This is a genomic window from Salegentibacter sp. 24 (assembly GCF_004362395.1).
In the GTDB taxonomy this organism is placed as follows: Bacteria; Bacteroidota; Bacteroidia; order Flavobacteriales; family Flavobacteriaceae; genus Salegentibacter.
Genome location: NZ_SNWE01000015.1, coordinates 66,775 through 90,843 on the forward strand (window position 1 = coordinate 66,775; position 24,069 = coordinate 90,843).

24 protein-coding genes are annotated in these 24,069 nt (G+C 39.0%); 9 read left to right on the top strand and 15 right to left on the bottom strand.

Annotated features, from left to right (window positions below):
- Nucleotides 1-60: 60 nt before the first annotated feature.
- Complete coding sequence (locus DET49_RS11825) at nucleotides 61-747, bottom strand: outer membrane beta-barrel protein (protein ID WP_133548311.1); 687 nt, start codon at nucleotides 745-747, stop codon at nucleotides 61-63.
- Between the two features lie 192 nt (nucleotides 748-939).
- Complete coding sequence (locus tag DET49_RS11830) at nucleotides 940-1,383, bottom strand: Hsp20/alpha crystallin family protein (RefSeq protein WP_133548312.1); 444 nt, start codon at nucleotides 1,381-1,383, stop codon at nucleotides 940-942.
- A 176-nt stretch (nucleotides 1,384-1,559) separates the two neighbouring features.
- Between DET49_RS11830 and DET49_RS11835 the strand changes: the two genes are divergently transcribed.
- Nucleotides 1,560-2,849, top strand: a complete 1,290-nt coding sequence (locus tag DET49_RS11835) for a DUF2254 domain-containing protein (RefSeq protein ID WP_133548313.1) — start codon at nucleotides 1,560-1,562, stop codon at nucleotides 2,847-2,849.
- A gap of 33 nt (nucleotides 2,850-2,882) precedes the next feature.
- Nucleotides 2,883-3,143 (top strand): DUF1456 family protein, encoded by a 261-nt coding sequence (locus tag DET49_RS11840; protein WP_133548314.1) that lies wholly within the window; start codon nucleotides 2,883-2,885, stop codon nucleotides 3,141-3,143.
- A 360-nt stretch (nucleotides 3,144-3,503) separates the two neighbouring features.
- Here the strand turns inward: DET49_RS11840 and ettA are convergent, their stop codons facing one another.
- The 3 genes from ettA to DET49_RS11855 all read right to left on the bottom strand — a co-directional run bounded on the left by ettA (nucleotide 3,504) and on the right by DET49_RS11855 (nucleotide 5,926).
- Complete coding sequence (ettA, locus tag DET49_RS11845) at nucleotides 3,504-5,195, bottom strand: energy-dependent translational throttle protein EttA (protein WP_133548315.1); 1,692 nt, start codon at nucleotides 5,193-5,195, stop codon at nucleotides 3,504-3,506.
- A gap of 66 nt (nucleotides 5,196-5,261) precedes the next feature.
- A complete protein-coding gene (locus tag DET49_RS11850; RefSeq protein ID WP_133548316.1) occupies nucleotides 5,262-5,735 on the bottom strand; it encodes a DinB family protein in 474 nt (157 codons plus the stop codon).
- A gap of 11 nt (nucleotides 5,736-5,746) precedes the next feature.
- Nucleotides 5,747-5,926 (bottom strand): CAL67264 family membrane protein, encoded by a 180-nt coding sequence (locus DET49_RS11855; RefSeq protein ID WP_133548317.1) that lies wholly within the window; start codon nucleotides 5,924-5,926, stop codon nucleotides 5,747-5,749.
- 177 nt (nucleotides 5,927-6,103) lie between these two features.
- On the opposite strand from DET49_RS11855, the gene DET49_RS11860 reads away from it, so the two are divergent.
- The 3 genes from DET49_RS11860 (at nucleotide 6,104) to DET49_RS11870 (ending at nucleotide 9,968) form a co-directional block, all read left to right on the top strand.
- Nucleotides 6,104-7,732: an acyl-CoA carboxylase subunit beta gene (locus DET49_RS11860; RefSeq protein WP_133548318.1), complete on the top strand. Its 1,629-nt coding sequence runs from the start codon at nucleotides 6,104-6,106 to the stop codon at nucleotides 7,730-7,732.
- 14 nt (nucleotides 7,733-7,746) lie between these two features.
- Entirely contained in the window at nucleotides 7,747-9,384 is a 1,638-nt protein-coding gene (locus DET49_RS11865) for a M1 family metallopeptidase (protein WP_133548319.1), read from the top strand.
- A gap of 161 nt (nucleotides 9,385-9,545) precedes the next feature.
- Entirely contained in the window at nucleotides 9,546-9,968 is a 423-nt protein-coding gene (locus tag DET49_RS11870) for a DoxX family protein (protein WP_133548320.1), read from the top strand.
- Nucleotides 9,969-10,011: 43 nt separating this feature from the next.
- Here the strand turns inward: DET49_RS11870 and DET49_RS11875 are convergent, their stop codons facing one another.
- The 6 genes from DET49_RS11875 to holA form a co-directional block, all read right to left on the bottom strand.
- Entirely contained in the window at nucleotides 10,012-11,109 is a 1,098-nt protein-coding gene (locus tag DET49_RS11875; RefSeq protein ID WP_133548321.1) for an AMP-binding protein, read from the bottom strand.
- A gap of 61 nt (nucleotides 11,110-11,170) precedes the next feature.
- Nucleotides 11,171-12,112, bottom strand: coding sequence for a CPBP family intramembrane glutamic endopeptidase (locus DET49_RS11880; protein ID WP_133548322.1), 942 nt, complete (start codon nucleotides 12,110-12,112; stop codon nucleotides 11,171-11,173).
- Between the two features lie 3 nt (nucleotides 12,113-12,115).
- Nucleotides 12,116-13,150 (bottom strand): o-succinylbenzoate synthase, encoded by a 1,035-nt coding sequence (locus tag DET49_RS11885; protein ID WP_133548323.1) that lies wholly within the window; start codon nucleotides 13,148-13,150, stop codon nucleotides 12,116-12,118.
- Between the two features lie 28 nt (nucleotides 13,151-13,178).
- Nucleotides 13,179-13,859 carry a metal-dependent hydrolase gene (locus tag DET49_RS11890; protein WP_133548324.1) on the bottom strand — a complete coding sequence of 227 codons (681 nt, stop codon included), beginning with the start codon at nucleotides 13,857-13,859 and terminating at the stop codon, nucleotides 13,179-13,181.
- Nucleotides 13,860-13,943: 84 nt separating this feature from the next.
- Entirely contained in the window at nucleotides 13,944-14,846 is a 903-nt protein-coding gene (locus DET49_RS11895; protein ID WP_133548325.1) for a 1,4-dihydroxy-2-naphthoate polyprenyltransferase, read from the bottom strand.
- 4 nt (nucleotides 14,847-14,850) lie between these two features.
- Nucleotides 14,851-15,855: a DNA polymerase III subunit delta gene (gene holA / locus DET49_RS11900; RefSeq protein WP_133548326.1), complete on the bottom strand. Its 1,005-nt coding sequence runs from the start codon at nucleotides 15,853-15,855 to the stop codon at nucleotides 14,851-14,853.
- A 76-nt stretch (nucleotides 15,856-15,931) separates the two neighbouring features.
- On the opposite strand from holA, the gene DET49_RS11905 reads away from it, so the two are divergent.
- From DET49_RS11905 to DET49_RS11915, 3 genes are all read left to right on the top strand, one after another.
- The gene (locus DET49_RS11905; protein ID WP_133548327.1) at nucleotides 15,932-16,399 is read left to right on the top strand and encodes a type I restriction enzyme HsdR N-terminal domain-containing protein; all 468 of its coding nucleotides are present in this window, start codon (nucleotides 15,932-15,934) and stop codon (nucleotides 16,397-16,399) included.
- On the top strand, nucleotides 16,396-17,391 hold the full coding sequence (locus tag DET49_RS11910) for a glycosyltransferase family 2 protein (RefSeq protein ID WP_133548328.1): 996 nt from the start codon (nucleotides 16,396-16,398) through the stop codon (nucleotides 17,389-17,391). The genes DET49_RS11905 and DET49_RS11910 overlap by 4 nt, the downstream gene beginning before the upstream one ends.
- Nucleotides 17,392-17,479: 88 nt before the next feature.
- Nucleotides 17,480-18,322 (top strand): flagellar motor protein MotB, encoded by an 843-nt coding sequence (locus DET49_RS11915; RefSeq protein WP_133548329.1) that lies wholly within the window; start codon nucleotides 17,480-17,482, stop codon nucleotides 18,320-18,322.
- An 81-nt stretch (nucleotides 18,323-18,403) separates the two neighbouring features.
- On the opposite strand, the gene DET49_RS11920 is transcribed toward DET49_RS11915, so the two are convergent.
- The 4 genes from DET49_RS11920 to DET49_RS11935 form a co-directional block, all read right to left on the bottom strand.
- A complete protein-coding gene (locus DET49_RS11920; protein WP_133548330.1) occupies nucleotides 18,404-19,240 on the bottom strand; it encodes an alpha/beta fold hydrolase in 837 nt (278 codons plus the stop codon).
- A 99-nt stretch (nucleotides 19,241-19,339) separates the two neighbouring features.
- Nucleotides 19,340-19,960 (bottom strand): L-threonylcarbamoyladenylate synthase, encoded by a 621-nt coding sequence (locus DET49_RS11925; RefSeq protein ID WP_133548331.1) that lies wholly within the window; start codon nucleotides 19,958-19,960, stop codon nucleotides 19,340-19,342.
- A gap of 65 nt (nucleotides 19,961-20,025) precedes the next feature.
- Nucleotides 20,026-20,238: a DUF2945 domain-containing protein gene (locus DET49_RS11930; protein WP_133548332.1), complete on the bottom strand. Its 213-nt coding sequence runs from the start codon at nucleotides 20,236-20,238 to the stop codon at nucleotides 20,026-20,028.
- Between the two features lie 67 nt (nucleotides 20,239-20,305).
- Nucleotides 20,306-22,627, bottom strand: coding sequence for an ATP-dependent helicase (locus DET49_RS11935; protein ID WP_133548333.1), 2,322 nt, complete (start codon nucleotides 22,625-22,627; stop codon nucleotides 20,306-20,308).
- Nucleotides 22,628-22,788: 161 nt separating this feature from the next.
- Here DET49_RS11935 and DET49_RS11940 point away from each other — a divergent pair, with 161 nt between their 5' ends.
- Nucleotides 22,789-24,069, top strand: a complete 1,281-nt coding sequence (locus DET49_RS11940; RefSeq protein WP_133548334.1) for an amidohydrolase — start codon at nucleotides 22,789-22,791, stop codon at nucleotides 24,067-24,069.

Genomic DNA, 24,069 nt, shown 5'->3' on the forward strand with positions numbered 1-24,069 from the left:
AAAAAAGGCCTTAATTGCAAATTTAACAATTAAGGCCTTTTTTACTCTGAATAACTATTTCTAGAAATAACAACCTCCGCCTCTTCTGCGGCCGGTATTGGACTCACTATCCCCTATTTTGAAACTAAGACTAAGAAGGATTTGGTTTAACCTGGTATCGGTAAACTCTGCACGGTTCACTCCGTAATCTCCATTATTAATATCGATTGTCTGAGTTTCCGGCGAGGCCAAACTTCTATCGTACCTAAGGTCGATCTCGAAACGGCCAAACCCGACCTTCACACCTGCTTGAGCAGCTAATGGTGTGTTTTGCGCAACAATGGTTTGATTTATAGGTTCTGTTCCCTGCAAGGTTGCCTTCATAACATTCTGATACGCGGGTCCGGCATAGACATCTATTGGCCCCCAAATATTATAGCCAATTAACAAGGGTATACTTAATTTTTCCACCGAATAAACTGAGTTTTGTACAGGAAATGCAAATTCGGTTTCCATGGAATTATAAATTACTTCGGGACGAACAAAGAATTTGCCGAAGTTCAGTTCAAAAAATATTCCTGCATGAAATCCAAACTTAGATTCTGCATTAAAGGTATCAGAATTAAAACCTTCTCCAGAACTCAGCCCTGTTAATTCACCGCCCATAACGTAATTACCTCCACCTTTTATTCCAAAACTATATTCCTGAGCCTGAGCGAATGAAACACAGAAAATGCCAATAAAAATCAGTAGAAAATATCTGTTCATAAAAAATAGATTTAGTAGGTCTGTTCTTTGCCGGTAAATATATCAATAATAAAAAATAATCATAGAGTTCCCGGTTTCTTTTTAACGCATAAAATTTCGATTCCGTATATCTATCGGGTGTAAAAAACCATTTAAATAAGAAAAGCGCCTCTAATTAGGAGACGCTTTTTACTACTTTCTTAGAAATTTCAATTACGAAATGTCTATTAATCGTTTAGCCTGAACTTTGGCTTCTTCGCGTTTGGGTAACAAAATTTCCAAAACTCCGTTGTTGTAAGCAGCAGATATTTTTTCGCTATCAACTGAATCAGGTAGGCTGAAAGCCCTCTTAAAAGTACTGTAGCTAAATTCTTTCCTGGTGTACCTTCCGTTTTTCTCCGTGGTTTCCTTTTCCGATTTGTCTTCAGAGGAAATGGTTAATACATCATTATCCAGCTCAATGTTAAAATCCTCTTTGGTTTTACCGGGAGCAGCAACTTCTACACTGAAATTATCTTCGGTCTCCTGAATGTTTACCGCCGGAATACTGGTTCCAATGCTGTTTACGTTAGTGGTTCCTCCTAACCAATCAGTTTTAAACATATCGTCGAAAACCGTTGGCAGCCAATTGGCCTCATTTCTTTTAATTAAACTCATGACATTTATTTTTTATGGTTATACTTTTATGTTTTGTATAACCAATAGCAATTTAAATTCCAATTCAATTTTTATGCCTTTTTGGCATTTTTATTCAGAAGTTTCACGCCATTTTGTCAATTAAATTAAATAAGGTAGATTTAATGGGATTTCAGTAACTTTCCAGTAAAAATTAAATGAAGCATTTTTTCAATCGCATTTATATTCTGCTTTCCAATCTCCAAAGTAAAATCGCGTTTTACCCCAGTGTCTTTGCGATTTTTGGTTTTCTTATCGCTTTTTCACTTATTTATTTCGAAAACCAGGGTGCTTCTAAAGATCTCATAGAACAAATACCAATGTTAGTGGTAGATAATGGTAATACCGCCCTGAGTATCTTAACTGCATGCATCACCGGTCTTATCTCTATGATGGTTTTCAGTTTTTCTATGGTTATGGTGCTCCTAAATCAGGCTGCCAGTAATTACTCCCCAAGATTGTTACCCGGTCTTATTTCTGATAAAAATCACCAGGTGATTTTAGGAATTTACCTGGCAACAATTCTCTATTGTATCTTTGTTGCGGTTTCCGTTCAACCAGAAGGAGATTCTTTTCAGACCCCTGGTTTATCAGTCCTGGTAGGAATTATCTTTACTGTGATTTGCATTGGAGCTTTTATTTATTTCATTCATAATATTTCACAAAGCATTCAAATTAATAATATTCTTGACCGAATTTTTCGTCAGGCCAAAACGCGTTTAAATTTCCTGCTAAAAACAGAGGAAAACAATTCTCAGGATTTTCCTAAAACCGAAAAATGGTACGAGTATCATTCTGAAAAAAGCGGATATTTTCAGGATCTCTCTTCGGATAACCTCCTGGATATTTGTAAGGAAAAAGGCACTCAAATCGAAATTTTGCCCATAAAAGGAATTTTTGTCCTAAATGGGATACCCCTTTTTAAATCAAGGGAAAAACTTGATGAAAAAACGCTTAAAAAAGTGCTTTCAAATTTTAGCCTTGCCCGGGGCGAACTTGTGGAAACCAATTATGTCCTGGCCTTCAAACAAATAACTGAAATTATTGTAAAATCCATGTCGCCTGGCATTAATGACCCCGGGACAGCCTTAAATGCCATTGATTATCTAACTGAACTTTTGGCCCTGAGAATGCAAAAGCAGGATAAACAATTTCTGAAGGCAGATAACCAAACCTTGATAAAAATGCGAAGTGTGGATTTCGACGTCCTCCTTTACCAGGTCTTAGCTCCTATAAGGACTTATTGCAAACATGATATTATCATTATTCAGAAACTGGGTATGTTGTTTTTTTACTTAAAATCTCAAAAAGCGGTTGACGACAATTATTATCAGGTACTGGAGGCAGAAGCCAGAAATATGATCGCTGATGCTAAATCGGCTATCAAGAGTGAAATAGATATCAAAAAATTAAACGCTATTGAAAAACAATTAAAGCTGGAAAATTAAATGCAAAACTCATGAAAATCCTAAATTTGCCCTATGGGATTAACTAATAACGATATTTTCAAGAAATTAAGGGTCGCTCACAAGTTGCGGGATGACGATATTGTAAAGATTTGCGCCTTGGTAGATTTTAAAGTAACCAAAAGTGAAATTGGGGCCATTTTCAGGGCTGAAGATCACCCGAAATATGTAGAATGCGGCGATCAATTTCTGCGAAATTTCCTAAACGGGCTCATTATTCATCTCAGAGGTCCTATGCCCCCTAAAAAGGAAAGGAAGCCTAAAGAGACTAAATAGCCAATCGAGCAGGAAAATAGGGATCCGTGCGTAACTCGCATTATTGTGAAACCCAGGGGTTGGTCTTGGGGGTGTTGACGACAAAGGCCGGATGCTTTTTTCTACAACGCTTTTTACCGAACCTTTTAAATGCAACAATATGTAGGTGGTTTGAACCTTATGCCTGAATGTAGATTTCGAGCGGCCAACCCTCATCGTTTATAGGTAATCAAAGTTTATAAATAATTTGATCGAGTCCCACAGCTATAAACCCTCCTAACGGACTTTACCTGTCAAGTAACACGGCCTTGCACGGCGCACCAAAAAAAAACCTCACAAATTTGAAAATCTGTGAGGTTATTTCAAAGAAAACCAGTAAGCCTATCTTACAAGTTTTTTATACTTAATACGTTTTGGCATAATATCGCCACCCAAACGCTTCTTCTTATTTTCTTCGTAATCTGAGAAGCTTCCTTCAAAGAAATACACTTGAGAATCTCCTTCAAAAGCGAGGATATGGGTACAAATTCTATCCAGGAACCACCGGTCGTGGGAAATAACCACCGCACAACCTGCAAAATTTTCCAAACCTTCCTCTAACGCCCTAAGTGTGTTCACATCCAAATCGTTGGTCGGCTCATCCAGTAGCAATACGTTTCCTTCTTCTTTTAAGGTCATCGCCAAATGAAGTCGGTTTCTTTCCCCACCGGATAGCATATTCACTTTCTTGTTTTGCTCGCTACCACTAAAGTTAAATCGACTTAAATAAGCTCTTGAATTCACCTGGCGCCCTCCCATCATGATCAATTCCTGCTCGTCGCTAAAATTTTGCCAGATGGTTTTTTCAGGATCAATATTGGAGTGTGCCTGGTCTACATAGGCAATCTTTGCTGTTTCTCCTACCTCAAAACTTCCTTTATCGGGTTTTTCCTCCCCCATAATCATTTTAAAAATAGTGGTTTTACCTGCTCCGTTTGGACCAATTACCCCCACAATTCCTGCTTGAGGTAGCTTAAAGTTCAAATCTTCATAAAGTAACTTGTCGCCAAACGCTTTACTAACCTCTTTAGCCTCGATCACATTGGTACCAAGCCTGGGCCCGTTTGGAATATAAATCTCCAGTTGTTCGTCCATTTGTTTTTGATCCTGGCTCAACAACTTATCATAGTTATTTAAACGTGCTTTTTGTTTGGCCTGTCTTCCCTTAGGATTCATCTTGGACCATTCCAGTTCGCGCTCTAAAGTTTTTTGACGTTTGCTGGCTTGCTTTTGTTCCTGCGCCATTCGTTTAGACTTCTGGTCCAACCAGGAAGAATAGTTTCCTTTCCACGGAATACCTTCTCCCCTGTCCAGCTCTAAAATCCAACCAGCCACGTTATCCAGGAAGTAACGGTCGTGGGTTACCGCGATGACCGTACCTTTATACTGCGCCAAATGATGCTCTAACCAATGCACCGATTCGGCGTCAAGGTGGTTGGTAGGCTCATCTAAAAGTAAAATATCCGGTTCCTGAAGCAATAATCGACAAAGGGCCACGCGTCTTCTTTCCCCTCCGGAAAGTACCGAGATTTTTTTATCGGCTTCAGGAGTTCGCAAGGCGTCCATTGCAATTTCCAGTTTAGTGTCCAGTTCCCAGGCATTAGAGGAATCTATTTTATCCTGAAGTGCGGCCTGCTTGTCCATAAGCTTCTGCATCTTATCGGCATCTTCATAAACCTCTGGCAATCCGAACTGATCGTTTATTTTATTGTATTCATCCAGGATAGCCACCGTTTCAGCAACACCTTCTTTCACAACTTCCAGAACAGTTTTATCTTCATCAATCTTCGGTTCCTGCTCCAGGTACCCAACTGAATAACCTGGTGAAAAAACCACGTCCCCCTGGTAGTTTTTATCTTCCCCGGCAATAATTCTAAGCAAAGTAGATTTACCTGAACCATTTAGACCGAGAATACCGATTTTTGCACCATAGAAAAAACTAAGGTAGATATTTTTCAAAACCGGGGTATTCGCATTTTTAAATGTCTTGGTTACCCCAGACATTGAAAAGATTACTTTTTTATCGTCTGCCATATATTGAAAATTTTATGCTTTTTTAAGACTGCAAATATCTGAAAATAAAGTCAGAATTAGAGCCAATTATTTATAAAGGCCCAGTAGACGTAAGATCATTACCAATTGACCGCTGTGGTAGGCTGTATGCTCGATGACCAGCATAACTTCCCTGAGCAGGGTATGATTTTTAGAATTCCTAACCACAAGATTCAGATCGTTTTTTGGATCTAACAGGAAACTTTCTAAAATGCTGCGATCGTCGAAATAATCCTTTTTGAGTTTTTCCCAGGCTTCTGCAGAATTAGGAGCCGGTTCTTTTGGCCAGTAATCATCAGGCCATTTAGATGTTCTGTAATCTCCTGAAATCGAAAATTCCAGAATATCCTTTTGTGCAAAGACTATATGATAAAAAATCTCGTAAAAGGAATACGGTAGATTATATGGACGATCACCTAATTTTTCAAAAGGAATTTTTTCTATAAAATCTTCTAAGGGAACAAAGGCTTCTCCTGCCTTTAAATGCTTTACTAATTGTTCTTTCTGCTTTATATCTGACATTTCATAAATTTTTATATTCTGCCTTTTAGAGCATTAAAGGCCCAGGATATCGCAAAAAATCCAATTCCCACCACGGAAAAACCAATAGCATAATCCCGGTATTTAAGCACGCCCAGTAAAATGATTGCGGCACCAATGATAAACAAGCTAAAAGATGCCCAGGCAAAAATGGTATTTTTATTCATTCCCATAATTTCAGGTTTTAAACAAATATCGGGTATTTTACCTTCATTTTCCAGTTTAAGAATAAAGCCTATTTTGTATTTTAGCCAAAAGACAGCCTTAAATGCAATAATTACTGAAATTTTGATAATAATTCCACCTTATTAAAGGATATTATTAATTTCAGAATTTAAAAATAACAATATATGAATATGAAATTCAATAAAAATGAAGACCATAATAAACTTTTGGTTTCTTCATTAAATCATAAACTCAAACGCGTAAAACTGGGGGGTGGTGAAAAACGAATTGAAAAACATCACGCCAAAGGAAAAATGACCGCCCGCGAACGTATCGATTTTTTGCTGGACGATAACCTTAAGGCAATTGAAATCGGTGCTTTTGCCGGGGAAGGAATGTACGAGGAACATGGCGGCTGTCCTTCGGGTGGGGTCGTGGTTAAAATAGGATATGTTTCCGGGAAACAATGTATAGTTGTTGCCAATGATGCCACTGTTAAGGCAGGTGCATGGTTTCCAATAACAGGAAAGAAGAATCTTCGTGCCCAGGAAATTGCTATAGAAAACCGACTTCCAATAATTTATTTGGTGGATAGCGCCGGGGTATATTTACCTATGCAGGACGAGATTTTTCCCGATAAGGAACATTTTGGAAGGATCTTTAGAAACAATGCTGTGATGAGCAGTATGGGAATTACCCAAATTGCAGCGGTGATGGGAAGTTGTGTTGCCGGTGGTGCATATCTACCCATTATGAGCGATGAAGCATTAATCGTAGAAAAAACCGGAAGTATTTTCCTTGCAGGTAGTTATCTGGTAAAAGCTGCTATTGGCGAATCTGTAGATAATGAAACCCTTGGTGGGGCTACCACGCATAGCGAAATTAGCGGTGTCACGGACTATAAAGCAAAAGACGATAAAGACGCCCTTAGCAAAATTCAAAATATTATGGATAAAATGGGCGATTTTGATAAAGCCGGATTTAGCCATAAAAAAGCGGTAGCACCAAAAGAAAAACAGGAAGACATCTATGGAATCCTTCCTAAAAAACGCAGCGATCAATACGATGTAAGAGAAATTATTTCCCGGCTGGTTGATGGTTCAGAATTTGAAGAATATAAAGAAGGTTACGGGCAAACCATTATTACCGGTTACGCTAGGATTGATGGCTGGGCAGTGGGAATAGTCGCTAACCAGCGAAAGATTGTAAAGACCAAAAAAGGGGAAATGCAGTTTGGGGGGGTGATTTATTCCGATTCGGCCGATAAAGCCACCCGCTTTATTGCCAATTGTAACCAGAAAAAAATTCCACTGGTTTTCCTTCAGGATGTTACCGGGTTTATGGTAGGAAGCAAGAGTGAACATGGCGGTATCATTAAAGACGGCGCAAAAATGGTAAGTGCAGTTAGTAATTCCGTAGTCCCAAAATTTACTATTATTATGGGGAATTCATATGGCGCCGGAAATTATGCGATGTGCGGAAAAGCTTACGACCCCAGATTGATTGCTGCCTGGCCAAGTGCCGAACTTGCCGTAATGGGAGGAACACAGGCTGCCAAAGTTCTTGCGCAAATTGAAACCGCCGCTATGGAGAAAAAAGGCGAAAAAGTTGATGAAGAAAAGGAAAAGGAAGTCTTTGAAGCGATCAAATCCCGTTACGATGAACAAACTTCTCCTTATTATGCTGCAGCTCGTTTATGGACAGATGCCGTAATTGATCCTTTAGATACCAGAAAATGGATTTCTATGGGCATTGAAGCTGCCAATCATGCGCCTATTGAGAAAGATTTTAATTTAGGGGTAATACAAACATAATTTCTAAAATGAATATGAGAAAATTAGTTTCAATTATTGCTGTTATTATTGCAGCTACCAACCTTTCGTGTGCCCAGGTTTTGAGTGATAAACAGGGAAATTACACCCAGGCAGATTCCCTGCGCGGCTCCTTAAGAGAGGAACGTGCTTTTGATGTTCAGAAATATCATTTAAAACTTAAGGTGGAACCTGAAAAACAATTTATTTCAGGATCAAATACCATTAGTTTTATTGCTCAACAGGACCTTTCCACCATTCAAATAGATCTTTTTGAAAATATGAAGGTCGATTCGATCCTTCAGCAGGAAAAAACCCTGGGCTATAAGCGCAAACATAATGCGGTATTTATCGAATTAGAAGAACCGGTAAAAGCAGGTGAGAAAGGAGAAATACAATTTTATTATTCCGGAGAACCTATAGTGGCGAAAAATGCGCCATGGGATGGTGGTTTTGTATGGGAGGAAGACAAGAAGGGTGATCCCTGGGTGGGTGTTGCCGTGCAGGGCACCGGGGCGAGTCTTTGGTACCCCAATAAGGATCACCAAAGTGACGAACCAGAAGAAGTTCGGCTGGATATCGCAGTTCCAAACGGACTGATGAACGTCTCTAACGGACAATTTATAGGCAAAGAAGATTTAGGGAACGGATTTACACAATGGAGCTGGAAAACCGTGAATCCGATCAATAATTATAACGTGATGATCAACATTGCAAATTATGCGCATTTTTCTGATTCTTACGGCGATCTTGAGCTTGATTATTATGTTTTACCTTATAACCTGGAAAAAGCCAAGGAACAGTTTAAAGAGGTTAAACCTATGATGGACTGTTTTTACGAGAAATTTGGGGAATACCCCTTCGTGGAGGATGGCTTTAAATTAATAGAAACCCCATACCTGGGGATGGAACATCAAAGTGCCGTAGCCTATGGAAATAAATACAAAATGGGCTATTTGGGCAATGACCTTTCCGGTACCGGGATTGGCTTAAAATGGGATTATATCATAATTCACGAATCCGGCCACGAGTGGTACGGTAACAGTATCACTGCAAGAGATATCGCCGATTTATGGATACACGAAGGTTTTACTTCCTATTCCGAGGCGGTTTACGTGGAATGTCGCTGGGGTAAAGAAGAAGCCCTGGAATACCTAAAGGGAACACGGCGCGGACTAGGTAACAATGCTACCATAATTGGAGATTACGGCGTAAATAGTGAAGGATCAGGTGATATGTATTTCAAGGGTGCCAATTTATTAAATACCATCCGTAGCATATATGATAATGATGCACTATGGTGGAAAACCCTAAAGGATTACACTCAGACTTACAAGCACCAGATTATCGATACAAAAACCACGGAAGAGTTCTTCGATAAGGCCACCCAGGTAAATCTGGATCCAATTTTTGATCAGTATTTAAGACACACGGCTTTGCCAAAACTCGAATTCAGAAAAGAGAAAGGCAAAACCCAGGCGCGATGGGTAACCGATGTTGAGAATTTTAAAATGCCGGTAGATATTGTAATTGACGGAAAAGAAATTAGGATCATTCCTACTAACCAATGGGAAAGTTTAGAACAAAACCTGCCACTGGATGAGATTAAGGTCAATGATCTGGAATTTTATATTCAAACGCATTACCAGAAATAAAAGTTAATCTTAAATAGAAAATGGCTGCTAAGCGAGGTTATTGGTTCAATTCTAATCCGCTTTTGCAGCTATTTTTTTATTTAAGGAAGGAAAAATTAAAATCCGAATATTTTCAATTCATTTATTTTCAGTAACTTATAGTGTAATTTAAAACTAAAGTTATGATACGCGTAAAATCCCTCAATAAGTGGGCAAATGCGCACACTTATTACTTCATTGATATTTTAAGAGTCGCATTAGGTGTCTTGCTTTTTCTAAAAGGCATCAATTTTATCACACAGACCCAAACCCTGGTCGAGCTCATAAAGCCACTTCAGGGTTTTGCCGGTACGATGTTTACCGTGCATTATGTAGCATTCGCCCATTTAATTGGAGGGCTGCTCATTGCGGTTGGCTTACTCACTCGCTGGGCACTCCTGGTCCAACTGCCCATAATTTTCGGAGCAATCTTAATAAATTTTATAGGAATAATGCAACCTGGAAGATTACTGGAAGCAAGTGTGGTACTTGTTTTTAGTTTATTCTTCCTGTTATATGGTTCCGGAAAACATTCTATGGATTATAACCTGAAAATGAATCAGTAAATTTAAACTTAGCCGTCAGAGTTTTGATAATTTAAAGTAGGTATTAGCCCACCTTACTTTTTATGGTATTTTCCCTGTGGATTTTTCCAGTATGGGTTTCTTCAAATTTTTCTATAAAATAGATTTTCTTCGGGCGTTCGTATTTCTCCAGGCTTTTTAATTCCCTGATCTCCCGTTGGAATTCCTGAAGCAGTTCTTCGGAAAATTCATTTTCTACAAAAAGCACCAGTTTATCTCCAAGGGAATCATCTGGCATGGCAGTGACAAACAGACGTTGGTCTATAATCTTCGAAAGTTTTTTTTCTATTTGCTCCGGATGTAGCTTTATTCCCCCAGAATTGATCACGTTATCCAATCTACCCTTCCATACAAATTTCTTATATGTTAAGATTTCAACTACATCATTTGTAATGATCATTTCGTCTGAAAGCCTAGGCGCTTTGATAATTAAACAACCCCGGTCATCCTGCGAAATATTGATATTGGGGAGCACTTTAAAAGGTCTTGGTTTATTCTTGTTCTTTGAAGGATTTAACCTTTTTGCCGCAATGTGGGTTACGGTTTCGGTCATTCCATAAGTTTCATAAACCTTGGTACCGACCTCTTTTACCATTTTTTGAAGCCTTGGTGATACCGCACCGCCACCTACAATTAGTTTCTTTACAAGGTGTAAACGCCCCACCGAATTATCCAATTGAAACGGGGTCATGGCACAAAAATCATAACGCTTAAAAACCTGGTCAAGGGGATTGGAAGAAGGAGGTACCATATCAAGTTGCCAACCCAGGACCATAGCACGAACAAGCATCATTTTTCCGGCGATATAGGTTGCTGGTAAACATAACAAGGCAGTAGTTTGTTCGGGTAAATCAAAGAAACGGGAAGTCGCTATGGCCGAATTGATCATATGCTCCTTTTTAATCCTAATAATTTTTGGATTTCCGGTTGAACCTGAAGTTTTAACCTCGATATACTTTGAAGGTTTGATCCATTCTAAAAGGAAACTTCCCACTTTTTCTTCGAAAGCTTCACCTTCCTTTATAAAATGATAGGCAGCGACATGTAATTCGGCATTTGTGAAATGTCGTTTATTGAGCCTAAAATCGGGGTGGGTATCCGGTACTTTATACTTATCTGCCATATTTAAAACCAAATATGTTACATTTCTATATATTGAAAGTTAGCAAATTGTAATGATTAATTTAACTTTCTTCTGAAAGTTTTATGGTTTCAGGTTTTTCAACCTTTCCGAAGAGTTTATTTTTCCAGTCACTCCAGCCATATTTCTTAGCCATAATAAAAAGGAAAAGCGGATAAATTATAAATACAGGTATTACTATATCCCAAAAACCCGCGGTAGGTTCAGAAATATCCTTAAAAATGGATTCGGTTTGAAAAGCAGTCCAGTCAGCCGTAATTAAAAGTGCAGCTACTAAATTATTGGCCGCATGGAACCCCAGGGCAAGTTCAAGTCCTTCATCCATCAACGTCATAATACCAAGCATAAAGCCCGTGCCAATGTAATGAATCATGATGATATCCCCCAACTGGCCAACTTCTGGATTGAAATAATGCAGCCCCCCGAAAATTATAGACGTCAGAAATAAGGGGACCCAACGGTTCTTGGCGAAAACACCTAGCCCCTGCATTAAATAACCACGAAACATATATTCTTCAAAACTGGTTTGTAAAGGAATAAATACAATGGCAATTCCCAACAAAATAAGAAAAGATTCCGGTTTAAAATTCAGTAGATAATCCTCCGGATAAATAAAATAATATCCCAAAGTACTAACTATGGTAAAAACAGCTACAAGGATAAAAGCGAAGAAAACTCGGCTCCAGTCCATCTTTTTACGAGTTGTCGTCAGGCTTAACAGGGGTTGCCCATGAATGTATTTTGCATTAAAAAGCACTGCAAAAAATCCCACCGCAAAAGGCAGCAAAAGAAAAAACAGCGTAAGGTTTGAATCAAAAAATCCCAGCATTCCCGATTCATCCATACCTACATCAAACCCTCCTGCTAAAGCCAAAGCTATTGCGAAAGGAATTTGTGCAATAATCACCCCGAACATAATAATAATTACTCCGACAATGTACCTCCATAACTCATGATGAAATCGAAATGCCTGTGCTATATACATTTATTAAAAATTAAATTTCCAACCCCTGGCTGGATTATAGTGAATATTTCCATTTTTTACCTCTAAGGGACTTTGAATATTATTGGTGTATAAACTTCCTGTTCCAAGCCCCTGCGGCATTTTATTGTTTTTGGTATAGGCAAATTGCGAAATTGCATTTAGTCCAAGATTGCTCTCCAAAGCACTGGTAATCCACCATCCAATACCGTTTTCCTCCGCTAGATCTATCCACTCCTGGGTGCCCTTAAACCCGCCGATCAAACTCGGCTTTAAAATAATATATTGAGCTTGTGTAGTTAGTAAGAGTTCTTTCTTTTTTGTTACATTAAAAATTCCGATCAGCTCTTCATCCAAAGCAATGGGAATAGGAGTTTCTCTACATAAATCCGCCATCGTTTTCCAATGACCCTGCTTAATAGGCTGTTCTATACTATGTATTTCAAATTCACTTAGACGCCTGAGTTTTTCCAGGGCTTCATCCGGTTTAAATGCGCCATTCGCATCTACTCGCAATTCAATTTCTTCAGAGGAAAATTCGCCGCGGATATATTTTAAAAGTTCCAGTTCAGTTTGAAAATCTATGGCTCCAATTTTCATCTTTATACAATCAAATTCCGCTTCAATCTTTTCCTGAATCTGGGCTTTCATATATTCTTTTTCTCCCATCCAAATGAGTCCGTTGATAGGGATGGAAGCTTTTCCTTTTGTAAAGGCTGAAGGGAATAACTCAAAAGGCTTCCTAGCATTGAGTGACCTAAAAGCCATTTCTATCCCAATTTGAATACTAGGAAACTCCCTTAGCTCCTCCCAAAGCACAGTTTCACCCAGATCAATGTTATTGCATGTCCACCGCAATTTCTCCTGATAATCTGGTCTATCATCTATGCTAAGACCCCTGAGGATCCCACATTCGCCATAACCGACTTTATCGTCATCGGAAATTTTCAAAAACCAGGTTTCTTTAGTGGTAAGAACGCCCCGTGAAGTTCCACTGGGGCGTTTAAAATTTAAGGTATACTTTTTATAATCTGCCTGCATATATATTTTTTATCGGTGCAAGCCTAAATCATAATTCCAGGCTCTCCCCAATTTCAAGAAGCATAAGGTCTTTTCCTTGATCAAAAAACTTTCTTTTTGCCTCTTCGTGGTCTATTTCAATATAACCAAAGGTATCATAATGACAACCCAAAACCTTATCACATTCAACAAAATCACTTGCCACGATCGCATCTTCGATGCCCATGGTAAAGTTGTCACCAATTGGTAGAATGGCCAGGTCTAAAATGGTGTGCTGCGGGATCAACTTCATATCCATAGTGAGCGCTGTATCGCCTGCAATATAGATATTTTTATGCTCTCCTTCAATGACAAATCCTCCTGGCTGACCTCCGTATTTCCCATCGGAAAAGGAACTGGAATGGATAGCGTTTACATATTTCACTTTTCCGAACTCAAAATCCCAGCTTCCCCCGTGGTTCATCGGATGCACCTCAATGCCTTTCTCTTCATAGTGACTGGCAATTTCAAAATTACTCACAATTACCGCTCCTGTATTTTTAGCAATTTCCTCCGCGTCTAAAGTATGATCCTGATGCGCATGGGTGATTAAAATAAAATCTGCCTTTAAATCCTTAATTTTGATTTTATCTTTTGCCAGATCATTTCCCGTGATAAAAGGATCCACCAATACATTGATATCGCCAATTTTAATTCCAAAGCAACTCTGACCGTAATATGTGATTTTCATAACTTAATTTTTATGGTTTGCTCTAATGTAAGGATTCAATGAAAAACGCTTAAAATACCAAAATATATAATTTTGTTAAACTTCTTACCAGATTTGACCCAGGCCAAATAGTATGGCAGTGGCAAAAGTAGAGAGCGCTAAAATCTTAAGTTCCGGATCCAGCAGGGCAGCATTTTCATTTTCAACCACTCTTTTAAGATGAAGTATTAAGGGAATTAGAGCAGGGATATAAAGAAAATCATTTACACGCTCTAAAGTGAATACTGTAAATAATACCAGGCATAATATCGCGCCCAGGATAAGGCAATAATGATAGGTTTTGGCGTTTTCGGCTCCGAGTTTTACCACCAGGGTATTTTTACCTGCTTTTTGATCGGATAACCGGTCACGCATATTATTCAGGTTCAACACCCCCATACTTAAAAAACCAATACTAAAGGCGGGAAGCAACACTATCCAATTCCATTGATGAGCATATAAAAAATAGGAACCGTAAACCGCAACTAAGCCGAAGAAAATAAATACGAAAAGATCCCCCAGTCCACGATAACCATAAGCTGATTTGCCAACGGTATATTTTATAGCTGCGGCAATTGCAGCCACACCTAAAAGAAAAAAAAACAAAGCATAAGCTAAATTCTCTTTCCCAAAAGCTGCAGCAATCAGTAAAATGGCAAAAAGCAAAGTAACCACTGCGGTAATGACAATTCCCTGGAGCATTTCCTTTTGGGTAATAAGCCCGCTTTGAATGGCCCTTTGAGGCCCTAGCCTATCATCATTATCAGTTCCTTTTACCCCATCACCATAATCATTGGCAAAATTAGAAAGAATCTGCAAACCCAAAGTGGTGGCCAGGGCCAGACTAAAGATGCTAAGGTTAAAAACACCCTGGTTTACGGCAATAGTAGTACCTACTATAATTCCAGAAACCGATAATGGTAACGTCCTTAATCTGGCGGCGCTAATCCAGGTGTTTAATTTTACCATAATTTTAGTTTAAAATCTTAACCATTAATTCTTTAAGTAAATCCCCGTGGGAAACATTCACCGCACCAACTCCTTTTCCTTTTACATCACTTTGATGTAGCAGTCCAATTATCTGACTTACCTTTTTCATAGGATAATTTTTAGCAGCCGCTATATAATCCCCGACAAAATAAGGATGCACTTTAAGTTGTTTGGCCACGTTGGCTTTAGATTTATCAGGCAGGCCGTGGTATTGCATAAGCTGGGAGAAATAAGAAAATAAAAGAGAAATGGTCACCACCATTGGATTGTCCTTGGGGTTCTGCGCAAAGTAATTTACAATGCGATGGGCCTTTAAAGAATCTCGCATCCCAATGGCTTTTCTTAATTCAAAATTATTAAAATCCTTGCTTATCCCTATATTCTGTTCAATGAGCTCGGGGGTAATTTGAGTACCTTCAGGAGTAATAAGCTGAAGTTTATTCAATTCGTTATCGATTTTCCCAAGATCAATTCCTAAAAATTCCACCAGCATTTGTGCTGCTTTAGGTGAAATGGTATAATTTCTGGTTTTCAGGGTCTTCATAATCCAGTCGGCCACCTGATTTTCATATAGGCGCTTGCTTTCAAACAAAACCCCATTCTTTTTCAGGACTTTAGAAAGTTTTTTCCTTTTATCCAGGCTCTTATATTTGTAACAAAAAACCAGAGTGGTGGTAGGCTGAGGATTTTCAGCATAAGCTACCAGATTTTCAATGCTTCGGGAAAGATCTTGTGCTTCTTTGACAATGATAACCTGTCTCTCGGCCATCATTGGATACCGTTTGGCATTACTGATAATTTCGTCTATACTAGTATCGCGACCGTACATCACAATCTGGTTGAAGCCTTTTTCCTCCTCAGCCAGCATGTTTTGCGCTATAAAATCTGAGATCCTGTCTATATAATAAGGTTCTTCGCCCATTAAAAAGTAAAGCGGCGAAATACTACCATTTTGAATATTATTCACAATCTCTTTTGCTTCGTCCATTAACCTGAAGGATTTTTTGAATTTTAATTTAAACCGAAGTTTGCAGCACTGTGGTTTTGTTTTTTACTTTTGGCCTATGTTAGCGCTAAATTTTCCAAAGTATAGGTTTCGGTTCAAAAATAGTGAAAATAAAATAGCCGTTTTTGATGAACTCCGGAAAAAATTTGTGGTCTTAACCCCCGAAGAATGGGTAAGACAACACGTCATCAAATTTCTTACTTTAGACAAAAATTACCCAAAGAACCATATCAACGTTGAAAAACAACTCAAACTGGGAAAACTCACTAAACGCTATGATGCGGTTGTTTTCTATCCCGAGGGAAAAATAAAAGTCGTGGTAGAATGCAAGGCTCCTCATATCAAAATCACCCAGGATGTGTTTGACCAGATTGCCAGGTACAACCTTAGCCTGCAGGCCGATTATTTAATGCTTACCAATGGCCTTCAACATTATTACTGCAAACTGGATTATAAAAAAGAGAAATATCAATTCTTAAGTGAAATTCCGGATTATATTTCTCCTAAAACTTCTGAAAACCTATGACCACAGCAGTAGTGATTTTAAACTGGAACGGGCGCAATTTGCTGGAGCAGTTTCTCCCCAGTGTAATTCGTTATTCTAAGGAGGCCAGGGTTTATGTAGCAGATAATGCTTCCAGCGATGATTCCGTGAGCTTTATAAAAGGAAATTTTCCCGAGGTAAATATAATAGAGAACAAAGAAAATGGGGGATTTGCAAAAGGCTATAACCTGGCGCTTTCAGGTTTACAGGAAGATATTTTCGTACTTTTAAACAGTGATGTGCAGGTTACCAAAGACTGGTTAAAACCAGTTCTTCAAATTTTAAAAGATGAGCCTAAAACAGCGGTGGTTCAGCCAAAAATATTAGATTTTAAAAGAAAAGACTATTTTGAATATGCCGGGGCAGCAGGTGGCTTCATTGATAAATACGGTTACCCGTTTTGTCGGGGAAGAATTTTTGAAACCCTGGAAAAAGACCACGGGCAGTACAACCAGGATGTTCCAATTTTTTGGGCTAGCGGTGCCTGCCTGGCGATTAAAAAAAGTGTTTACTGGGAAGCCGGTGCCCTGGATGAAGATTTTTTTGCCCACCAGGAGGAAATTGATTTATGCTGGCGAATTCATAATTTGGGCTATCATATAAAATCTTCCGGGCTTTCCAGCGTTCACCATGTGGGGGGTGCTACTTTGGATCGCATGAATCCCAGAAAAACCTTTTTCAATTTTAGGAACAGTTTATATATGCTTTTAAAAAACCTGCCGGCAACCCATGTGTTTGGCATTTTATTTATAAGGATGATTTTGGATGGAGTTGCTGGAATCAAATTCCTGGCTGAAGGAAAATTTTCACATTTATATACTATTCTTCAGGCACATAGTGCATTTTACCGTAACTTTAAAAAAATTTATTTAAAGCGAAAAGGAATACCAAAAAACCCAAAATATTTCCAGACAAAATCAATTATTTGGTCTTATTTTTGCTTGAAAAGAAAGGAATTTTCAAAATTAAAATAAAAGGCATCAACTAATGGTATCGCTTCTTTTAAGCTTTACATTTTTTTGATACTTTTGAAACTCTAACATTAATAACAATTACAAGATTATGAAACGAATTATGCTTTTATCGGCAACCGCCGTACTATTGTTTTCCTCTTGCGTATCTAATAAAAAATATGCTGAGCTTGAAACAAAACACAAACAGACTCAGGATGAACTAAATACCGCTACCATTAAACTGAATGCGTGTTTAGAAGACAAAGAAAATATGAATGAGCAAATTTCAAGACTTAACAATACCAACGCGGCATTGCTTAACAACGTTGGAGATCTTGCTACTCTTTCTAAACAGGAAGCAGAAAACCTTGAACGTTCTTTGGAAAGCATTAAAGAAAAAGATTTGGCAATCAAGAATATGCGTGATGCCATTAATAAAAAAGACTCTGTAACTTTAGCCCTGGTAACCAGTCTTAAAGGAGCCTTAGGAAACATTTCTGACGAGGACATTGAAATCAATGTGGAAAAAGGTGTAGTTTACGTTTCTATCTCAGATAAACTTTTATTTGATAGTGGTAAGTACAATGTTTCTGAACGTGCTAAAGAAGTTCTAGGAAAAGTTGCTACCGTTGTAAAAAACAAGCCGAACATCGAGTTTATGGTAGAAGGACATACTGATGACAAGCCAATTAGCACTGCTATGTTTGAAGATAACTGGGATCTTAGTGTAAAAAGAGCAACTTCAGTAGTGAGAACGCTTCAGGAGGAATTCAATGTTGAACCAGCAAGAATGACCGCAGCTGGTAGAAGTTACTACGTTCCTGTTGCTTCCAATGACACTGCCGAAGGACGTGCTAAAAACAGAAGAACAAGAATTGTAGTTCTTCCAAAATTAGACCAATTCTACGGTATGATCGAAGAAGGTATGAAAGCTGCTTCTGACGCTGAGTAAACTGATTTAATTTCTTAACTTATATTATAAAAGACCCTGGAAATGCAGGGTCTTTTTATTTTTAGAAAATTTTTCTGGAGCTTAAGTTTTTAAAAATCTTAATAATACCTCATTGAATTCTTTTTTATGGGTCATCACCAAACCATGGGGAGCTCCCTCTATTACTTCAAAAGTACTGTCCTTAACCAGGTCTTTGCTTTTCCCTCCAGCCAGTTCTAAAGGAACGATTTCATCCCTATCCCCGTGTACTATTAGGGTCGGCACATCAAATTGCTTAAGATCATCCCTAAAATCGGTCAATCCAAAAGCATCCACGCAGTCTAATGTAGCTTTTGATGATGCTTTGCAGGCAATGCTCCAGTCGTAGTGTTTCTGCTGTTCACTTATCCGATCTTTATTTTTATCAAAATTGTAAAATTTATCGCCAAATCCTGCCAGGAACCCAGCGCGGTCTTTTCTAATAGACTGCTTAAAACCTTCAAAAACCTCCTTTTCAAGTCCCTTAGGATTATCATCGGTTTTCAGCATAAATGGAGGAACCGCAGAGATCAGCGCTGCCTTCTCAATATTGGCAGTCCCGTATTTTCCAATAAATCGAGCCACTTCTCCTCCACCCATGGAGAAACCAACAATTACAGCATTGGATAGCCCCAGGGCTGTAATCACATCATTTAGATCGGAAGCCAGGGTATCATAATCATAGCCTTCCCAGGGTTTATCACTATCTCCAAATCCACGGCGATCATAGCTAATACATCTGAAGCCCGCCTTTACAATTTTCTCTACCTGGTATTCCCACATATGCTGACTTAAAGGCCAGCCATGAATAAGAATTACAGGTTGACCCTGGCCATAATCTTTATAGGCCAGTTTTATGGTATTCCCGTTTTCTTCGTTTTTAGTTTGTATATAATTCATTATGTATTTTTTATTAAGATAGCAACTACAGCTCTCGATAAAAAAGTAAAGCCTGCATTTAGCAGGCTTTTAACGTCTTATCAAAAATTTAATTTAAAACTACATAATTTCGATACTGCCTTTTCCCTCCCTTATTACTTCGGGCTGAGAATTTGTAAGATCTATAACAGTGGAGGGAATATTATCCCCATAACCTCCATCTATAACAAGGTCTACCAAATGATCCCATTTTTCTTTGATCAATTCAGGATCTGTAGTATATTCTATCACCTCATCTTCATCGTAAATAGAAGTGGAAACAATCGGGTTGCCCAGGGTAGCGACAATACTTTTACAAATAGCATTATCGGGTACCCTAATGCCAACAGTTTTCTTCTTCTTAAAGACATTTGGGAGGTTATTATTTCCGGGAAGAATAAAGGTGTAAGGACCAGGAAGGTTTCTTTTAAGAATTTTAAAAGTTGCGGAATCTATTTGCTTCACATAATCTGAGAGATTACTTAAATCTTCACAGATGAAAGAAAAATTTGCCTTTTCAAGTTTAACTCCTTTGATCTGGGCGATCTTTTCTAATGCCGCCGTGTTGGTGATATCACATCCAAGGCCATAGACGGTATCGGTAGGATAAATAATCAGTCCCCCATTCCTTAAGATTTCTACTACTTTATTAATATGTTTCTGACTTGGGTTCTCGTCGTAAATTTTAAGTAATTCAGCCATAGTTATCATTTTTAATACTCGAGAATTTACAAATTTTCGCGCAGTTATTTTTAAAATTGGTGCAATTAATCAGAATTAGAAACTTCACTTTCCAGCTTTAGCACTTTGCTTCCGTCTTCCTGTTTGATATAAATGGCTTTATTGCCGTGCGCTCCTTTTCGGGTAATTTCGCTTCCATCTATAGTTTTGGTCACTTCCTTAGCATAAGTCCTGATCACTTTCCCTTGAGCTTTTCCTTTACCCCATGGCCAACTTACCTTACTTCCCTCTTTAATCATCTTTTTTCTTTGAAGATAAAAAGAAAGCCGCGTGAGGCGGCTTTATATAACAGAAGTTTAACGAGTATTATGAGATCAATTTTAGCTTTGCAAATCTTAAAAGCAGCTTTTTAATACCGCCATTTTCAAAGTCGATTTCAGCTTTTTTATCCTGACCTGCGCCATCTATCGCAAGTACTTTTCCCTTCCCGAAACGCATATGTTCAACTACATTTCCGGCTTCCAGTTTTATAGCATTGGTAGCTTTTTCTGGTTCTGGACCTGCGGGCTTTAACTTTCGTAATTTTCTCAATTGAGATTCGCTGGGTTTATGCGCCGGTGGAGGCGTTCCTCCCTTAGGTTTGCTTTGACGAAGTTTGCTTTTATCAATATCATCCCCAAAAATGTCCGTATCGATAAGGGGTTTGTATTTATAGTCATCCTGCGGAATCATATAATTCATATACTGCTCATCTACTTCTCCAATAAACCTGCTTGGTTCAGCATCTACAAGTTTTCCCCATCGGTATCGGGACTGCGTATAAGTAAGGTAGGCCTGTTTTTCGGCCCGGGTAAGGGCCACATAGAATAAACGTCGTTCCTCTTCCAGCTCACTTCGGGTATTCATACTCATACCAGAAGGAAACAGGTCCTCTTCCAGTCCTACAATATATACATACGGAAACTCCAGTCCTTTTGCCAGGTGAATGGTCATTAAGGCCACGCGATCATCGTCCCCGGTATCCTTATCCATATCGGTAGCCAGGGCCACGTCTTCCAGGAATTCCGCTAAAGAACCACTGGCATCGGCCAGTTCTTTTTGCCCCTCAACAAAATCTTTGATCCCGTTGAGTAATTCCTCAATATTTTCAATTCTGGCAATGCCCTCCGGGGTCCCGTCCTTTTTTAATTCCTGGACCAGACCGGTTTTCTTGGTTACGGTATCTGCTACAGTAAAAGCATCCGCATTCTCGGCTAAAATCGTGAAACTCTTGATCATATTCACGAAATTATCAAGCTTGGTACGTGTACTTTTATTTATTTTTAGATCCAGGTGATCTATATTCTCTATAATTTCAAAGATGGATTTCCCATACTGATTTCCGGCAATACTCAACCTATCCATAGTAGTTTGACCGATTCCACGTGCAGGGTAATTGATTACCCGTTTAAGGGCTTCCTCATCCTTGGGGTTTATTAAAAGCCTTAAATAAGAGAGGACATCCTTAATTTCCTTTCGCTGGTAAAATGATAGGCCTCCGTAAATTCTATAGGGAATTTCCTTCTTTCTAAGGGCGTCCTCCATGGCCCTGCTTTGTGCGTTAGTTCGGTATAAAATAGCAAAATCTCCATTATTCATCTGATTTTGCATTCGATTCTCAAAAATAGAACTCGCTACAAATCGGCCTTCTTCCCCATCGGTCAACAAACGATTTACCACAATCTTTGGCCCTTCATCATTGGCTGTCCAGACTATTTTATCAAGCTTGGTTTTATTCTTTTCTATTATGGAGTTGGCCGCATTTACAATATTTTTGGTAGAACGGTAATTTTGTTCCAGACGGTACATTTGCACATTCTCATAATCCTTCTGGAAATTCAGGATATTATTGATATTGGCACCGCGGAACGCATAAATACTCTGCGCATCATCTCCAACCACACATATATTCTGAAATTTATCGGAAAGTGCCTTTACAATTAAATACTGCGAATGATTGGTATCCTGGTACTCATCTACCAAAATGTATCGGAAACGATTCTGGTATTTATGAAGCACTTCGGGAAAACGATTTAAAAGCTCGTTTGTTTTGAGCAGCAGGTCATCAAAATCCATAGCCCCGGCTTTAAAACAACGCTCCACGTATTCCTGGTAAATCTCCCCCAGGCGCGGCTTTTTGGACATCGCGTCGGCCTCTTTCAACTCTGGGTTTTGAAAATATGCCTTTACCGTAATTAAACTGTTCTTATAGGAAGAGATGCGGCTGTATACCTGTTTATATTTGTAAACGTCTTTATCAAGACGCATATCTTTGATAATTGCCCTTATTACACTCTGAGAATCCTGGGTATCGTAAATAGTAAAGTTTGAAGGATAGCCTAATTTATCGGCTTCAAACCGTAAGATCTTAGCAAATATGGAGTGAAAAGTTCCCATCCAGAGATTCTTCGCTTCGCTGTTACCAACAATTTTAGCGATCCGGGTTTTCATTTCCCGGGCTGCCTTATTGGTAAAGGTGAGCGATAAAATATTAAAAGGATCTACTCCCTGGCTCATAAGATAAGCAATACGGTAAGTAAGTACCCTGGTTTTTCCAGATCCTGCTCCAGCAATTACAATCATTGCGCCATCCTTTTGCAATACAGGCGCACGCTGGGCATCATTTAATTCGGCTAAATAAGCTTCCAATCTCTTGAGTTTTTTAAATGCGTGAAATTAACCAAAATGAGACAAATTATAAACCTGAAACCCACTTTGTTTTTAACAAACTAAGATTGGGAACAGGCGATTATTTAAGTTTTTAATATCTTTAAGTTTCTACAAACCAGATCCGGAACGAAACATAACTTATGAAAACTTTTTTATTCAGCCTGTTTGGGCTTTTTAGCCTTACTTTGGCGGCCCAGGAAATCGATCCCGAAATAAATGCTGCGGCAGAGAAAATAGAAGCACAGGTGATTTCCTGGCGAAGGGATTTTCACCAACATCCCGAACTCTCTAACCGGGAAACTCAAACCGCCCAAAAGATCGCAGCCCATTTAAAAAGCCTGGGGATAGAAACCACCACCGGGGTGGCCAAAACCGGGGTTGTAGGTATCCTAAAAGGTGACAGTGAAGGAAAAACCGTGGCACTTAGGGCTGATATTGATGCACTTCCGGTCACCGAAAGAAATAACCTCCCATTTAAATCGGAAGTGAGAACAGCATTTTTAGGTTCAGAAACCGGGGTGATGCATGCTTGCGGCCATGACACTCACATTGCCATTATGATGGGTGTGGCTGAAATCCTTTCAAAAAATAAAGACAAGATAAAAGGAACGGTGAAATTTTTATTTCAACCGGCAGAGGAAGGTGCACCCCCGGGGGAAGAAGGCGGCGCTTCCCTTATGATCAAAGAAGGCGTACTGAAAAATCCTGATGTTGACGCAATTTTCGGGCTCCATATCAATTCGGAAACCCCGGTTGGAACCATTAAATATAAACCAGAGGGCACTATGGCGGCGGTAGAACGTTTTGTGATAAAAGTAAAAGGAGAGCAGACCCACGGCTCTGCGCCCTGGAGCGGAACTGATCCTATCCTGATTTCCGCTAAAATCATAGATGGGTTGCAAACTATTATCAGCCGGGAGGCTAAACTTGTAGATGGGGCCGCGGTAATTACGGTGGGAAAGATCACAAGTGGCGTCCGCTTTAACATTATTCCTGAAACTGCAGAAATGGTTGGGACTATTAGGACTTTGGATCCCGAAATGAAAACCTTAATTCTCAAAAGGATGAACGAAATGGTTCCTGCTATTGCTAAGGCATATAAAGGCGAAGCTACAATTGAGATCCAAAATAAGACCGCGATAACTTATAATGATCCTCAGCTCACGGCTAAGATGTTACCGACTTTACAAAAAGTAGCAGGAAAACAAAACGTCATCTTAGCCAAAGCTACTACCGGAGGAGAAGATTTTTCCTTCTTCCAGGAAGAGGTACCTGGATTTTACTATTTCCTGGGTGGCAAACCTTTAGATTCCAAAAAACCGGCACCCCACCATACCCCCGACTTTTTTATAGATGAAAGCGGAATGTTACTTGGAGTGAAAACCATGGCTCAGTTAGCTATAGATTACCTAAACCAATAA